The sequence below is a fragment of the Bacteriovorax sp. HI3 genome (assembly GCF_059738875.1).
Genome location: NZ_AP026946.1, coordinates 3,271,686 through 3,285,532 on the forward strand (window position 1 = coordinate 3,271,686; position 13,847 = coordinate 3,285,532).

Consider the following 13,847-nt stretch of genomic DNA (forward strand, 5'->3'; position numbering starts at 1 on the left):
TTTATGAATCGCAATCGTCTGCAGTCCCTACTCGCGGCAAGTTTGCTTGTGCCGAGCTTAGGTTACACTGCTCCTCTATCCCTTGCTGATTACTTAAAGCAAGTAGAGGAAAAAAACCAAGGTGTAGTTGCTAACAAGTTAGTGGCAGAAGGAACCAAGGCCCGCGAAGAAGAAGGGCGCCTGATTTTCCGTCCGAGCATCTTTGCTCAGGGCCAAATGATGGTGGACAAAAAACCTGTGGCCAACACATCAACACAGGGAGACCGCACAGACACTCAATATGTGACAGCAGGTCTTGCACAGAATTTCAACTTTGGTCTTAAAGGCCAGTTAAGCTACACCCTTTACCACACAAAAATCTACAATGCGGGACAGACATTTGTTCCTCTTGCTGATTTCAACGATGGTATTGCCAAGCTTGAACTATCACAGTCTCTATGGAGAAACTGGAACGGAAAAGAAAATAAGGCTCAAGCTGACCTGATTGATTCTCAGGCCAAAGCTTCAAAGCACCTTGCAGATTTCACGGTTCAAACAACGCTGACAAATGCAGAGTCTATCTACTGGTCACTTTCTCAAACAAGAAAAGTTATTCAAGTACAAAAAGATATTCTCGGCCGCGCTCAACAAATCAGAGCTTGGAACCAAAGACGTTTAAGTAATGGTCTCGCTGAAAGATCTGACTTCCTTCAGGCCGATTCAAACTTCAAGCTTCGCGAATACGAACTAAACAGCGCTCTTCAACAGCAAAACCTTCTTGAGAGATCATTCAACTCGCTAAGAGGAATTGACAGCAGTGAAGTAAGTGAAGAACTAGAGCCTGTTGACAGTAAAAACCTAAAAGGACTAACTCCTCCGGTAAAAGCAGAGTTCCGTGCAGATACGCTCGCAGCTCTTGAGCAACAAAATCTTGCTAAAGCAAACGCTGCTCTGGCAATTGAAAGAAACAGACCGACTTTTGAAGTTTACGGTTCATACGCTTTTAACGGCAGAGACCCTGAGCGCGCTGATGCTATCAGCAACTCTTTTAAGACAGACCATACAACAAGCGCGATTGGTGTGAGATTTAGCACTCCACTAGACTTTGGAACAACAAGTTCTGCGATTGATGGTTACAAAAAAGAACAAATTGCAGCTGAATACAACTACCAAAGAAAAGTTTTTGATCAAGACAGAGAATGGAATGATCTATTAACTAAGTTTGCTGATGCAAAAGTAAAACTAGACCTGGCAGAAAAAATTTCTGATGCTCAAAGAACAAAGGCCACGAATGAAAGAAACCGTTTGAATAACGGTAGAACAACTACATTCCAGGTATTAAGCTTCGAAGTCGACAACGCTTCAGCAGAAATTCTTAGAATCCAGACTGAAACAGACCTACTTAACATTTATGCCCAATTAAAAATTTTTAGTGCTGGAGGTGCCAAGTGAATTTGGCTTCGTTATCAATCAAAAGACCCGTCTTCATTACGTGTATCGTAACGGTGATTCTGGTCGTAGGATGGCTGTCTTTAAACAAGCTTCCTGTTGACCTCTTTCCCAACGTAACGTTCCCGATCGTTACTGTTACTACGACTTATCCTGGTGCGGGACCCGAAGAAGTTGAGACACTTGTTTCAAAAATTTATGAAGAAGAACTTTCAAACGTTCCAGGACTAAAAAAGCTTTCTTCACAAAACCTTGAAGCTGTTTCAATCATCATCGCCGAGTTCAACCTCGACGTAGACATCAAGTACGCTGAACAGCAGGTTCGCGATAAAGTTTCTGCGGCAAGAAAAAAACTACCTACCGATATTGATGAGCCGGTTATTAGAAAAATCGACCCGGCCGATCAGCCAATCGTGACAATCTCGGTTGCTTCAAACCTTCCAGATGGTCAACTGTTCCAATACGTAGATAAAAAAATCAAGCCGATGTTCGAACAAGTCAACCAGGTTGGTCTGGTTGAAATTTTCGGTGGACGCAAAAGAGAAATCAAAGTTGAACTTGACCGCAACAAACTTAAAGCGCGCGAGATTTCAGCTTCTCAAGTTTCTGAGCGCCTGAAGATTTCAGGGCAAAACATTCCAGCGGGTAAAATTTCTGGATCAAGCAAAGACTCGGTGTTTAGAACGCTGGGTGAGTACAAAACCATCAATGAAATCGAATCTACTATCGTTAACTTCTTAGGCAACGACGTGCCGATCACAGTTAAAGATGTGGGTATTGTAAAAGATTCCCTTGAAGAGAGAAAAACATACGCTTATTACAACGGGACAAACTCAGTTATCCTAAACGTGTATAAGCAGTCTGGATCAAACACAATCGGTGTAGCAAAAGCGATTAAAAAGCAGCTTGAAAAAATCAACAAGAACCTAAAAGAGCAGAATCAACCACTGAGCTTACAAATTGTTCGCGATGGTTCTAAGCAAATTGATGCCAACGTTTACGACGTTTATGAAACGATCATCATCGGGATCATCCTGACGATCATCGTAGTATTCTTCTTCCTTGGATCTCTAAGATCGACAATCATTACCGGTCTTGCTCTACCGAACTCGTTATTAGGTGCCTTCATTCTACTAGCGGCGGCAGGCTTTACCGTTAACATCATGACTCTTCTTGCTCTCTCTCTGGCCGTAGGTCTCTTGATCGACGATGCCATCGTAGTTCGAGAAAATATCTTCCGACATATAGAGATGGGGGCCGATCCGGTCAAGGCCTCTATTGAAGGGACGACCGAGGTAACCCTGGCCGTTATCGCAACAACATTAACTGTTATCGCCGTATTTGCTCCGATCTCATTTCTTGACGGAGTTGTTGGTCAGTTCTTTAAAGAGTTCGGTCTGACAGTTTGTTTTGCCATGATCATTTCCCTTTTCGACGCCCTGACGATGGCACCGATGCTTTCAGCTTACTTCGCTGGAAAAATCCAACACCATGAACCTGGTGTAAAAAGAGAAAGAAAAGGAATCTGGGATAATACTGTTGGTGTTCTCTTAGACAAGTTCAACGATTTCCAGACATGGTTAGAAGATATTTATGTTGGTGTTTTAAAGTTTACTTTAAAGAGACCATTCATCGTTCTTATCCTGTCTTTCATTATTTTTATTGCCAGCTTCGCGGCCCTTAAATACGTTCCGAAAACATTCCTTCCTCCTCAGGATGCGGGTGAATTCATGGTTTCAGTTGACCTTAAACCAGGAACAAGTTTGGACGGGATGAACACAGTTGCAAAACAAGTTGATGAAGCTGTTCGCAAGAACAAAGAAGTTGCTTCTACACTTCTAACTGTCGGTGATAAAAACGGTCAGCCAGAAAAAGCTGATATCTTCGTAACACTTATTCCTTCTAAGCAAAGACCGGGTGTCAGAACATCTGACGTTAAGGCCAATGTACGTGAACAGCTGAAAACGTTTGCTTACGCAAATCCAGTTGTAAAAGACTTCGATGCTGTTGGTGGTGGACAACGTCCATTCAACGTCAACATCGTTGGTGACGACATGAAAGAGATTGAAAAGTACTCTGAAATGTTAATGGAAAAAATTAAGCACCACCCTGCTCTTCTGGACGTTGTAAGTTCAAGCCGTCCGGGAAAACCTGAATTCCAGGTTATCCCAGATAGAAATAAAGCTGAAAGACTTGGGGTTTCAACAACTCTATTAGGAGCTGAACTAAGAACTCAAGTAGAAGGTGCGACTCCAGCTGTCTTTAGAGAGCTTGGGGAAGAGTATGATATCCGCGTACGTATGAAAGAAGACCAACGCGATATCAAAGGTGCTTTCAACAGTATTTACGTTCCAAACATCAACAACTCTCTTGTTCGCCTAAATGCTGTTTCTAAGCCACTTGATACAACAGGGCCAGCAAACATCAACCGCCAGGACCGCGGTCGTTACATTCAGCTTTCAGCTGACGTCGCTCCAAATGGTCCAGGTATGGGTGGTGCGATTGCTGATATTAACAAAATCATGCAGACGGAAATCAAAATGCCGTCAAACATGAGATACCAATTCGTAGGACAAGCTGAGAACTTCCAGGAGCTAATGGTTAACATGGTTGTGGCCGCAGGTCTGGGAATCATGTTTATTTACTTCGTACTCGCTTCTCTATACGAGTCGTTTGTAACGCCATTTACGATCATGCTCGTTCTTCCGCTGGCAATGTGTGGAGCTTTCTACGCTCTTGCTATTACCGGAGCATCGCTGGATTTATTCTCGATGATCGGATGTATCATGCTTCTTGGTGTTGCTACTAAAAACTCAATTCTTCTGGTGGACTACGCTCACCAACAAGTTGAAGGTGGAAAAACTTTAGCTGAAGCAATCATCGCTTCTGGTAAAGCAAGACTACGCCCTATCCTTATGACGTCTTTTGCCCTTATTGGTGGTATGTTACCTCTTGCAATCGGGTTAAACGAAGCCTCTAAACAAAGAACGTCAATGGGGATCGCGGTTATCGGAGGGTTGATCTCTTCGACACTTCTTACCCTTGTTGTTATTCCGGCCGCTTACTCTTATATCGAAAGATTCAGAGTATGGTCTGGAAACATCTTAAAGAAGATCTTCATCGCGGAGTAATCTGCACAATTTTGATGGAAAGGGCCCTCGAAAGAGGGCCTTTTTTTTGTTTAGCCTGAAGAAAATACAACCTCCCACCACCAAATTTCCCGCTATGATATAGTCCTCCCAATTACGGGAGAATTTATGAAAAAACTAATCGGTTTAGGGTTACTTCTGCTTTCAATTTCAGGCTCGTTAATGGCCGGTGAATTCCAGACGATCTCTGGTCAAGAAGCCTACGACCTTTACCAAAAACTTCCTGGAGTGAAATGCCAGGAGTACCGACTGGCCAACTATATTGTTTACAGTAAATACCAAACAAAGAGCTGCAGCGAAAATCAAACAGACGCCTCAAAGTGGAACTGTACAGTTCAACTTGAACTAAAAAATGGCAAAGTGAATAGTGTGATTTCTGCTGATTGCTCAAGAGAAATTTAACTCAGGAGTTATCTATGAAATCAACAATCGCTTTATCTGCTCTTCTCTTCTCTCTGAACTCGTTTGCTTCAGGTGGATTTTTCTGTGATGCTAAAGTTACAACACTTATGGATCAAACAGACATCCAAATCAGTGGCTCAACTGGGCATGTGGTTGGGAACCCTCTCATTGGTGACATCACCATTGCGGTAGATGGAACAGAAGCCAAGATCTCTAAAACACAAGTTGTAGGATACTGGGGAGAAGGACCTTTACTTCAACTACACGTTGTAGACCCACAAGCTCAATACTCTGTGATTATTTTAAACTACGACCAAAACTCTGGAACGGGTGAACTGGTTCTTGATTACGGTGAAGTGGTTGCTAGAACTTATGATGTAAGCTGTTCATTTGAATAATAAAAAAAGGCCCTCGAAAGAGGGCCTTTTTGTTTTAGTGCTTTAAGTTTTCCAATGCGCCTAAAAGCGTCTCATCTTTTTTGGCAAAACAGAATCTGATCATACGCGATCCTTCATCTGACTTGATATAAAAGGCCGACGTTGGAATCGTCGCGACTTTCTTTTCAACAATAAGTTTTTTGCAGTAATCGATATCGTTTTCACCTTCTGGTAAAAGCGCCATCGCAAAGTATGTTCCTTTTGGACTTAGGACATTGAATCCAAGCTCTTTTAGCCCAGTTACCAGAAGCTCTTTTTTCTTTTTATAGTCCGCTCTAAACTCCACCAGGTATTCATCCATTTTCATCAGTGCTTCGGCCATCGCTACTTGTAATGGATGGGCCACACAGAATGTTGAGAACTGGTGAACGTTGTGGATAGCTTTAATTAAAGCAGCTGGTCCAATAGCCCAACCAATTTTCCATCCAGTTAGACCAAACGTCTTTCCAGTTGAGGAAATCGTGATCGTGCGCTCTTTTAAGTCTTCATAAGTCGCCGTTGGTTTATGAGCAACGTCGAACGTTAAGAACTCATAAACTTCATCTGAAAGCAGGTAGAAATCGTGCTTTTTTGCCAGGTCGCCGATGATTTTAATTTCTTCTGCAGTAAACACTTTCCCTGTCGGGTTGTGAGGGTTGTTGACGATTAAAAGTTTAGTCTTATCTGAGATAGCGGCCTTTAATTCTTCAATATCAAAGTGGAATTCCGGTGCTTTTAAAGTCACAGGAATTGCTTTGGCCCCAGCAAGCTTTATCGATGCTAAATAAGAATCGTAAAAAGGCTCTAATACGACAACTTCGTCTCCTGGATTTAAAAGCGCTAAACAAGCACAAAAGATCGCCTCAGTGGCTCCGTTAGTAACAACAACCTCACTAAGGGGATTGACTTGATAGTTATAAAAACGTGCGTAATTGTGAGCGATGGCCTCTCTGAGAGACAAAACTCCCATTGAAGGAGCGTATTGGTTTTTGGCCTCTTTAAGCGCTTTAACAGCTAAATCGCTTACCCATGAAGGCCCATCGAAGTCAGGAAAGCCCTGAGAGAGGTTAATTGCCTTATTTTCCATGGCCATTTTTGTCATGGTGGAAAAGATGGATTCAGTAAACTGCTCTACAGTGTTGTTTAGTGGCTTCATAAGCGCTTCCTCAAGATAAAAATTAACTAATCTTAACAATCTTTACTACATTGTATTGGCCAAAAAAAGCCCAATTTTGTATATACCGACAAATTAATGTTCTCCTCTCAAAAAAGGGTTCACACGTGTCATTTATCATCAGTGCTCAAGATTACGAAGAATCAAAAAAACTAGCGGCCCTTGTTCGTGTTATGAACAGTTTGGGACACAACCCGGCCACATCAGGGAACTACTCTCTGAGATCAAAAACGAACCCGGATATCGCCCTGGTTTCAGAGTCTGGAATTGATAAAAGTAAATTTACTGAGGACAACTTTCTTCCACTTTATTATCAAACTCGCGAAATGCATGAAGACTACAAAGCCTCAGGAAGAAAATCTTCTGATGAAACTGATATTCACCTGACCATTTACCAAATCACAAAAGCTAACTGTGTTCTTCACAGCCATATTTTAGATTCACTTCTTTTTGCCGATCTTTTCCCTGGAAAACAATTTGCAACAATCAAGAACCTTGAACTTCTAAAAGGCTTCAAGGGAATTAAAACTCACGAACTGGAAATCAACATCCCGGTTTTCGATAACACTCAAGATATCAGGTCACTGGCAGAAGAAGTAAAACCAGCGATTCTTTCTCAACCAAATAGCTACGGGCTGCTTCTTCGCGGTCACGGGATTTATGTTTGGGGTGAAAGTGTTGAAGAGGCAAAAAGACACCTGGAAGTTTTTGAATATATTTTTAAATACTATCTGAACTCTAACAAAAGGATTGGATAATCATGGCAAAGTTATTCCTGGCAAAAACCAACGAAACAATTACAGATTTTCCAAAAATCAAAGAATACTTAAACGCTCATAAGATTATGATCGAAAAATGGGAAGCCAATACAAAGCTTGCCGACGATGCTGATCAAGAGACGATCCTGGCGGCTTACGCCCACGAGCTAAAGCCTTTCATGGAAAAATATGGATACCCGACAGCTGACGTTATCAACGTCACTCCAGCGACTCCAAACCTTCAGGCCATCAGAGAAAAATTCATGAAGGAACACCGCCACTCAGACGACGAGATCAGATTCTTTGTCGATGGCGAAGGGATCTTCTGGTTTCACTTAGACAACGATGAAGTGATCGCTGTGACTTGTAACGCTGGCGACTTCATGTCAGTGCCTAAGAACTTCCGTCACTGGTTTGACCTGCACCCAAAATATTTTGTAAAGGCCATCCGTATCTTCTCAAACATTGAAGGATGGGTTCCGCACTATACAAACTCTGGTGTCGATGCGAGTTACAATCCATGAAGTTCATTCTCACTGACGTTGAAGGCACAACCACTGCCATTAGTTTTGTCCACGATGTGCTTTTTCCTTTCTCTAAAGAAAGAATGAAAGAATACATCCAAAAGCACGCTTCAAAAAAAGAAGTGCAGGAAGCTTTAAACTTAACAAAGAAGACGGCATTAGAAGAAAACCAACAGACAATTAACGACGAACAAGCGGGCGATCTTCTCCTTCAGTGGATCAAAGAAGACCGCAAGCACCCTGCTCTTAAATCCCTTCAGGGAGAAATTTGGGAAGAGGGATACGCTAGTGGGGCCATTAAAGGCCACGTGTACTCAGACGTCCTTCCTGCCCTTAAAAAGTGGAAGGAAAATGGTCTTGGACTTGGTGTGTACTCATCAGGTTCAGTGAAGGCCCAGCATCTTATTTTTGGTTTCTCAACAGAAGGAAACCTTCGTCCTTTTTTCAGTCATCACTTTGATACGGCCGTAGGTCACAAGCGCGAAGTGAACTCATATAAAAACATCATTGCTGAACTCAACATTCCTGCAGAAGACATTCTTTTTCTTTCAGATATCAAAGAAGAACTGGATGCGGCCAGAAGCGCTGGAATGAAGACGACACAACTGGTGAGACAAGATGATGTAGTTTTAGGGGATCACCCGAAAGCGCGCGATTTCAGCGAAATCAAACTCTAAAAGCGCCACCAGAAATCAAGGTTAACTAAATATCCTTCTTTTCCAACTTTAAAGCTTGAGAAATCATTGGCAGAAACACCAATCATGGTATGAAACTCTTTGTCGATGATGTAGTAGCCGATAACCCCACCTACATTCTTTTTGTTAACGTCGATTTTTGGACCAAACAAAAGACGATTCCAGTTATTGAATAAGTAACCATACGACAACGTAAATTCTAAGTTTAAGCTCTTTTTATATTCTTCAGAGTTATACAGGTACTCATCTTGAGGCTTTTGCGTAAAGGCTCTAAGTTTAAAATAAGAATTGAAATTGGAGTTAGAGACCGTGTCCAGGTAAAACGTCGCTTGATATGAGCCTCTTGTTTTCTCATGGTAATACTGAAATCCATTTTCCATGGAAAGTTCATAATCATCATTTCTAAAAAGTGTATTTTTAAATGACACGTTTAAGATCTTAAACATCGTAGAAACTAAGTTTGTATTGACTTGCCACCATGAAGTGATCCCATAACCTAAAATGGAAGGACCTAACAGAAACTCTTTTTTCACAAGGTTTGAGGCAGTAAATCCCTGGGCTATACCTGCATAAACAAGTGGACGGTATTTAGCGGCGGCTTTCCTGTTTTCACGGAAGACCAGGTCAAATCGAGCTGGCATGTCTTCATTTTTAGTTTTAGTGAGGTCAATTTTTCTCAGGTAGTTTTCCGGACGAATAATCCCACTTTTATTATGAGTGATAATCGTCGCCGTGAATTGATCTGGTCCGATATTCATCACTTCGGCACGAGCATACCCCAGGATATTTTTACTTTCATGTGAATAAACAAGAAGCAAATCACCTGGCTCAACAAGCACATCACTGGCCAGTCTGTGAACCTTCACCACGTCATCACTTAAGATCTCAGTGATTACAAATTCTTTCTCATAAGAAAAAGCACTAAAACTTATCAGGAAAAAAGACAATGCCAAAATCAATTTCATTAACTAAAATACCCTTATCAAAACCTTAAAGGAGTCCAATGTGAAAACTGGAGATATTCATACTGAAAAACTTACCATAACCTCAGCTCATATTCAAAAATTTGCTGATTTTTCTGGTGACTTTAATCCTGTTCATTTTGACGATGAAGCAGCAAGGGCCCAAGGTTTTAAAGGAAGAATTGCTCATGGTATGGTGGCCGCTTCACACTTCTCTAAAATTTTTGCCAATGAATTCCCCGGTGCCGGCACGATCTATTTAAGCCAAACATTTAAATTCCACGCCCCAGTTTATGTCGATGATGTATTAACCTACAGACTAGAAGTGATTGCTCAAAAAGAAGGAAAGCCTATCTTCACGGTAAAGACTGAAGCTTTTGGTGCAGACGACACTCTTCGCATTTCTGGTGAAGCTCTCATCAGGGCCGCGCGCTAATTACTCAGCGTACGAAGCGTATAGCAGAACTTTTTCCAGAATTATTTTTAAAGATTCTTTTATGGTGTGTTCTTCCTCAAGGAAGCGTGGGTCGAGTGTTGTCAGGCGGTGTTTGGCGCTATCAATATATGGGAGATCTTCTTGGGTATGTGGATAATTGCTATCCACCAGCGACTGGAAGGCGGTGGCCTTTTCTTCCTTCAGTATTTTACAAACAGAGTATTCGATATTGTTTTTCTTCCCATGTCTTGCTGAGACACCAAAGGTGCGGCAAACGAGCGGACGGAAAGCATACTCCGTGCATTTGCCCTGGAATCTTTCAGCGTTATCCACCTGAAGAAAAGGGCATCGTTCTTCTTTGCTCTCTAAGCATTTATCATAAACGGCCTGTGCCTCTCCTCTTCTTAAAAGTTCAAGGACCAGGGGAAGAAGTTCTATTGGTGAGCAATAAATGTCGGGCTTAAAACAACATTTTCCACAACCTCTGACACAATCAAGTTGGTTGTTGTGCTGGAAGGCGTGGAATTTTTCGGAAATGTCGCCGTACTCACGCAAAATAGACTGCGAGAGTTCTTCAAAGTTTTTGAGGTTTAAAGAGTTCGTAGACATAAATGCTAAACATCCCAATGACCTGTGAAAGCATCAAAGAAATAAGAACCATTATTATTAGCGAAGGACTCGAGCGCACCTTTGAAAGTCTTTCTCTCTCCAGGATGTCCACTTTGTTCTTCACATATGTCTTTTGTAAACCAATTCTCGCCAAACTGTCATTAAGAGACGCGAACATTTTGTATTCAAAATCATGGTTAGCGTTCATTTTTTGGATTTCGTACTGCATTGGAACCAGACCCGTCTTCTGATTTTCATAGGTTTTCAGGTATGTCTGGTAAGTTTGCAGTTGAATTTGCAGGTCTTTGTTTTCATCTTCCAGCATCTTGATTTGCGATGATTCATTAAACTTGCTGATAACACCTAAATCGCGCGCCCCATTCTTTTTAATCTTTTCTGTCAGCGCTTCAATTTTGCTGTTGTTATTAGAGATTGCGATTTTAGTATCGTTGATGTTCTTTTTTAGTTCACTGATATACTTCGAGCTATCACCCTTTTCCAAATCAACAGAGAGGATTTGATTCTTCTGCAGCTTGCGCACAGTAGAGTTTTCAATTGAATCCAGTTTTGTGCGGGCATTTTTAATTTCTTCATTAAAATAATTTTCGGCGCGATTTAGATCTTCAAGCTCGCGGTCAATAAGGTTTTTCTGCGCTTCTTCAAGTGCCGCATTGAGAATGATCACTGAGAGTTCACGATTATAAGTTTTTGCATTAATCGTTAACACTCCCCCTTTACCGCTATTAAAAGAAAGGATTCCTGAAAGAGCATTTCCTACGTCGTGAGGAAATTCCGGATCAGTTTCTTTTCCTTCAAACTTCTTAAAAAAGTTTTTTAGAGGAAGAGAGTTTTGTTCATTTTTAATCTGGATCAATCTGTTAGCGAGTGCCACATAAAATTCGTGAGTATCAAGAACTGTTTCTGCACGATCAACAACATCATCACCTTTGGCATCAGGAGAGACTTCCGTTCCTCCGGCAACAGAGCTAAGCACCAACTGTAGTTGACTGTTTCGAACGTCTTTAATAATGAGTTTTCCTGTTCCAGGATACATTGGAAAATACTTATGTTTCACCAGTGCGGCGAGAGTAAACAGCAGAGCAAGCATCAGGAGATACTTCCATCTTCTAGTAAAAATCTGCAAGACTTGATGTAGAGTAATCTCTTCGTTTGAGTTCATAATTATCCTGAATTAAATATCTTATCGACGAATATTCTAATCTCTAAAGGCTATATAATTTTTTATTTAAAAATAATTCTGCTATCATAAAGAAAATATCCTTATTTGAGTTTTAGAGAGGGAAATATAATGAGACGCCTGATTATCTGTCTTTTTACGTACAGTATTTTAGTTAATCAAACATTCGCCGCAACATCTGAATCGGGCAAAGCTTCAAAATACAACCTCAGCTCCCCTTCTGAATTTGTTTTCGAATCCTATCCCAATCAGGAATTGATTCCTATTCGTCTTCTTGGTGCCGTAAAAAATGCTGGACTCTATCACGTGCCGGCCAATATGAAACTGACAACTCTACTTTCTCTTGCCGGTGGAACAAACAATGAAGCCGACTTAGAAAACATCGTCATCGGAAATGATCAGCAAAATGTCATTGCACCTAACGGTGAAGAAAAGAAAAGCTTAAACGTGAATCTTGAAGAAGTGTTAAAGGCCGGTGCAAAGAACGATTACACTCTGAATTCAAATGACATTGTCTTAATTAAAAATAAGAGCCCACTTATCAGCAATGATTCATTCCGAATTATTTCAATCGTTTCGGTTGTATTAACTGCTCTTTTAACTGCCGTTGTTATTAAAGATAAATTAAATGATTGAGCCTAAGTTTTCCGTTTCAAAGATTATCGACTTTTGCTGTATCACGCTTATTGTCCTGATCTTTGTTTCAAAACTTTCGTTTAAATGGATGCAGATCGTTCCTTACTCGATCCCTCCTTTTATTTTTCAATACGGTCTTCACCCTTTTATTAACTTCGGACTTCAGGTCGTCATTGCCCTGATCCTGATTTATTACTGGCTAAAAAATCGCAGTAATTTTCCTTTGTCTAAATTTTACAAAGTTTTTATCTGGACCTTGATTGCCATTTTAACCATCCAGACACTTTTTCAAATCACTCTGGTAAACGTCACTCAATCAGTACTCGTTCAGCTCGGTGGTCTTGGCATGGCCATCATGCTCATCCTGGTTTACGGCGTGATTGTCCCCGCTGTTTTTCCTTTAAGAAAATTCTGTGATTGGATGAATAAGGCCAGCACCTTTTTAGTTATTACCAGTGTGCTTTTTCTGCCGATCCTTTTTCCTTTCATGTTTCGCGGTGGACGCTTTGTTGGCTTTTTTAAACACATCCCACACATGGTCACCGCCAGCACAGCTTCTTTTATTTTCTTTTTCCCCAAAATCTTCCAGGACAAACCTTGGACGCTTAAAAACAACACACTTTTAAAAATCCTAGGGCTCTTCATCATCACTCTCGCCGTTCTTGCCACTTCAACCAAAGCGGCCTTTGGAACTATTGTGATCACTGGCTTTGTAGGAATTCTTATCTACGGTTCGAAAAAGAGATCAGTGCGTTTATTTAAGTTCACTTTCCTTTCATGCCTTTTGATTTCTATTCTTTTAGTTGGTGCTCCGACTTCGCAATTTATGTACGAAGTGACGACCGGAAAAACTGGTTTTGGACTAAGACCTGCTCAAGATGGGGTCTCAACCAGAATGGATGAAGTGTTTCGTGGTTGGACAATGTTTGAACAAAGTCCTTACTTCGGTCACGGGCTTCTTTATAAGTTTTTTAGCGGTGCTAAAGAAGGGATTGAAGTCGAAAGTTACAACTCTTTTAAAGACCCGCACAACCTCTTCGTGTCGGCCGGAGTTATCGGTGGCTATCCACTCCTCATTCTCTCGATTATCGCCTATCTTCTAATGATCGTCGGGGTGTTAAAAGGCCTTAAAGAAGACGATATCGACCGCCAGACCATGGCGCTTTTTCTCCTTTCCCACCTTCCGGTTTTTATCATTTACCACGCCAACTTCTCGCTAGGCGGCATGGGCGACAGACTCTACTGGATGGTTTTCGGCTACTTAGGCCAGGAATGGGGGTCAATTGTTAAGAAACCAATAAAAATTTCAGATAGTGTTGGCAATCCTCAATAAAAAATATAAAAACTCGCGATTCATTATTAATTAGTCTCGGGAGTTTTTATGATCTGGAACAAAATTAGTAAGCTCGACATTATTATTCTATGTCTTATCGTTATGGTTATTGCTGTTGGTGTAAGCC

General features: G+C 41.2%; 14 protein-coding genes. 10 read left to right on the plus strand and 4 right to left on the minus strand.

Annotation, left to right across the window (positions count from 1 at the left end; genetic code table 11):
- The first annotated feature begins 3 nt into the window (after positions 1–3).
- The 4 genes from AC6JA8_RS16220 (at position 4) to AC6JA8_RS16235 (ending at position 5,377) form a co-directional block, all read left to right on the plus strand.
- Positions 4–1,431 carry a TolC family protein gene (locus tag AC6JA8_RS16220; protein ID WP_497974731.1) on the plus strand — a complete coding sequence of 476 codons (1,428 nt, stop codon included), beginning with the start codon at positions 4–6 and terminating at the stop codon, positions 1,429–1,431.
- Positions 1,428–4,559, plus strand: coding sequence for an efflux RND transporter permease subunit (locus AC6JA8_RS16225; protein ID WP_497974732.1), 3,132 nt, complete (start codon positions 1,428–1,430; stop codon positions 4,557–4,559). The genes AC6JA8_RS16220 and AC6JA8_RS16225 overlap by 4 nt, the downstream gene beginning before the upstream one ends.
- A gap of 126 nt (positions 4,560–4,685) precedes the next feature.
- Positions 4,686–4,979, plus strand: a complete 294-nt coding sequence (locus AC6JA8_RS16230) for a hypothetical protein (protein WP_497974733.1) — start codon at positions 4,686–4,688, stop codon at positions 4,977–4,979.
- A 14-nt stretch (positions 4,980–4,993) separates the two neighbouring features.
- A complete protein-coding gene (locus tag AC6JA8_RS16235) occupies positions 4,994–5,377 on the plus strand; it encodes a hypothetical protein (protein ID WP_497974734.1) in 384 nt (127 codons plus the stop codon).
- Between the two features lie 34 nt (positions 5,378–5,411).
- Here the strand turns inward: AC6JA8_RS16235 and AC6JA8_RS16240 are convergent, their stop codons facing one another.
- A complete protein-coding gene (locus AC6JA8_RS16240) occupies positions 5,412–6,551 on the minus strand; it encodes a methionine aminotransferase (RefSeq protein WP_497974735.1) in 1,140 nt (379 codons plus the stop codon).
- A 125-nt stretch (positions 6,552–6,676) separates the two neighbouring features.
- Between AC6JA8_RS16240 and mtnB the strand changes: the two genes are divergently transcribed.
- From mtnB to mtnC, 3 genes are read left to right on the plus strand one after another with little or no spacing between them, the layout of a single operon-like run.
- Complete coding sequence (mtnB, locus tag AC6JA8_RS16245) at positions 6,677–7,327, plus strand: methylthioribulose 1-phosphate dehydratase (RefSeq protein WP_497974736.1); 651 nt, start codon at positions 6,677–6,679, stop codon at positions 7,325–7,327.
- 2 nt (positions 7,328–7,329) lie between these two features.
- The gene (locus AC6JA8_RS16250; RefSeq protein ID WP_102244863.1) at positions 7,330–7,851 is read left to right on the plus strand and encodes a 1,2-dihydroxy-3-keto-5-methylthiopentene dioxygenase; all 522 of its coding nucleotides are present in this window, start codon (positions 7,330–7,332) and stop codon (positions 7,849–7,851) included.
- Positions 7,848–8,528, plus strand: a complete 681-nt coding sequence (gene mtnC / locus AC6JA8_RS16255; RefSeq protein WP_497974737.1) for an acireductone synthase — start codon at positions 7,848–7,850, stop codon at positions 8,526–8,528. The genes AC6JA8_RS16250 and mtnC overlap by 4 nt, the downstream gene beginning before the upstream one ends.
- Here mtnC and AC6JA8_RS16260 read toward each other — a convergent pair.
- Positions 8,525–9,511, minus strand: a complete 987-nt coding sequence (locus AC6JA8_RS16260) for a hypothetical protein (protein ID WP_497974738.1) — start codon at positions 9,509–9,511, stop codon at positions 8,525–8,527. The genes mtnC and AC6JA8_RS16260 overlap by 4 nt on opposite strands.
- A 40-nt stretch (positions 9,512–9,551) precedes the next feature.
- Between AC6JA8_RS16260 and AC6JA8_RS16265 the strand changes: the two genes are divergently transcribed.
- Positions 9,552–9,944, plus strand: a complete 393-nt coding sequence (locus tag AC6JA8_RS16265) for a MaoC family dehydratase (RefSeq protein WP_158649723.1) — start codon at positions 9,552–9,554, stop codon at positions 9,942–9,944.
- Here AC6JA8_RS16265 and AC6JA8_RS16270 read toward each other — a convergent pair whose 3' ends face one another.
- Both AC6JA8_RS16270 and AC6JA8_RS16275 read right to left on the minus strand, forming a co-directional pair.
- On the minus strand, positions 9,945–10,553 hold the full coding sequence (locus AC6JA8_RS16270; protein ID WP_497974739.1) for a YkgJ family cysteine cluster protein: 609 nt from the start codon (positions 10,551–10,553) through the stop codon (positions 9,945–9,947).
- Positions 10,519–11,733, minus strand: coding sequence for a GumC domain-containing protein (locus AC6JA8_RS16275; protein WP_497974740.1), 1,215 nt, complete (start codon positions 11,731–11,733; stop codon positions 10,519–10,521). Before AC6JA8_RS16275 ends, AC6JA8_RS16270 begins: the two co-directional genes overlap by 35 nt.
- A gap of 129 nt (positions 11,734–11,862) precedes the next feature.
- Between AC6JA8_RS16275 and AC6JA8_RS16280 the strand changes: the two genes are divergently transcribed.
- The gene (locus tag AC6JA8_RS16280) at positions 11,863–12,387 is read left to right on the plus strand and encodes an SLBB domain-containing protein (protein ID WP_102244869.1); all 525 of its coding nucleotides are present in this window, start codon (positions 11,863–11,865) and stop codon (positions 12,385–12,387) included.
- Complete coding sequence (locus AC6JA8_RS16285) at positions 12,380–13,720, plus strand: O-antigen ligase family protein (protein ID WP_497974741.1); 1,341 nt, start codon at positions 12,380–12,382, stop codon at positions 13,718–13,720. The genes AC6JA8_RS16280 and AC6JA8_RS16285 overlap by 8 nt, the downstream gene beginning before the upstream one ends.
- Positions 13,721–13,847: the final 127 nt, after the last annotated feature.

Coding starts and splice junctions, on each gene's coding strand:
- AC6JA8_RS16250 (WP_102244863.1), top strand. CDS start 7,330: ATGGCAAAGTTATTCCTGGCAAAAACCAACGAAACAATTACAGATTTT.
- mtnC (WP_497974737.1), top strand. CDS start 7,848: ATGAAGTTCATTCTCACTGACGTTGAAGGCACAACCACTGCCATTAGT.
- AC6JA8_RS16280 (WP_102244869.1), top strand. CDS start 11,863: ATGAGACGCCTGATTATCTGTCTTTTTACGTACAGTATTTTAGTTAAT.
- AC6JA8_RS16220 (WP_497974731.1), top strand. CDS start 4: ATGAATCGCAATCGTCTGCAGTCCCTACTCGCGGCAAGTTTGCTTGTG.
- AC6JA8_RS16275 (WP_497974740.1), bottom strand. CDS start 11,733: ATGAACTCAAACGAAGAGATTACTCTACATCAAGTCTTGCAGATTTTT.
- AC6JA8_RS16230 (WP_497974733.1), top strand. CDS start 4,686: ATGAAAAAACTAATCGGTTTAGGGTTACTTCTGCTTTCAATTTCAGGC.
- AC6JA8_RS16260 (WP_497974738.1), bottom strand. CDS start 9,511: ATGAAATTGATTTTGGCATTGTCTTTTTTCCTGATAAGTTTTAGTGCT.
- AC6JA8_RS16270 (WP_497974739.1), bottom strand. CDS start 10,553: ATGTCTACGAACTCTTTAAACCTCAAAAACTTTGAAGAACTCTCGCAG.
- AC6JA8_RS16240 (WP_497974735.1), bottom strand. CDS start 6,551: ATGAAGCCACTAAACAACACTGTAGAGCAGTTTACTGAATCCATCTTT.
- AC6JA8_RS16285 (WP_497974741.1), top strand. CDS start 12,380: ATGATTGAGCCTAAGTTTTCCGTTTCAAAGATTATCGACTTTTGCTGT.
- AC6JA8_RS16235 (WP_497974734.1), top strand. CDS start 4,994: ATGAAATCAACAATCGCTTTATCTGCTCTTCTCTTCTCTCTGAACTCG.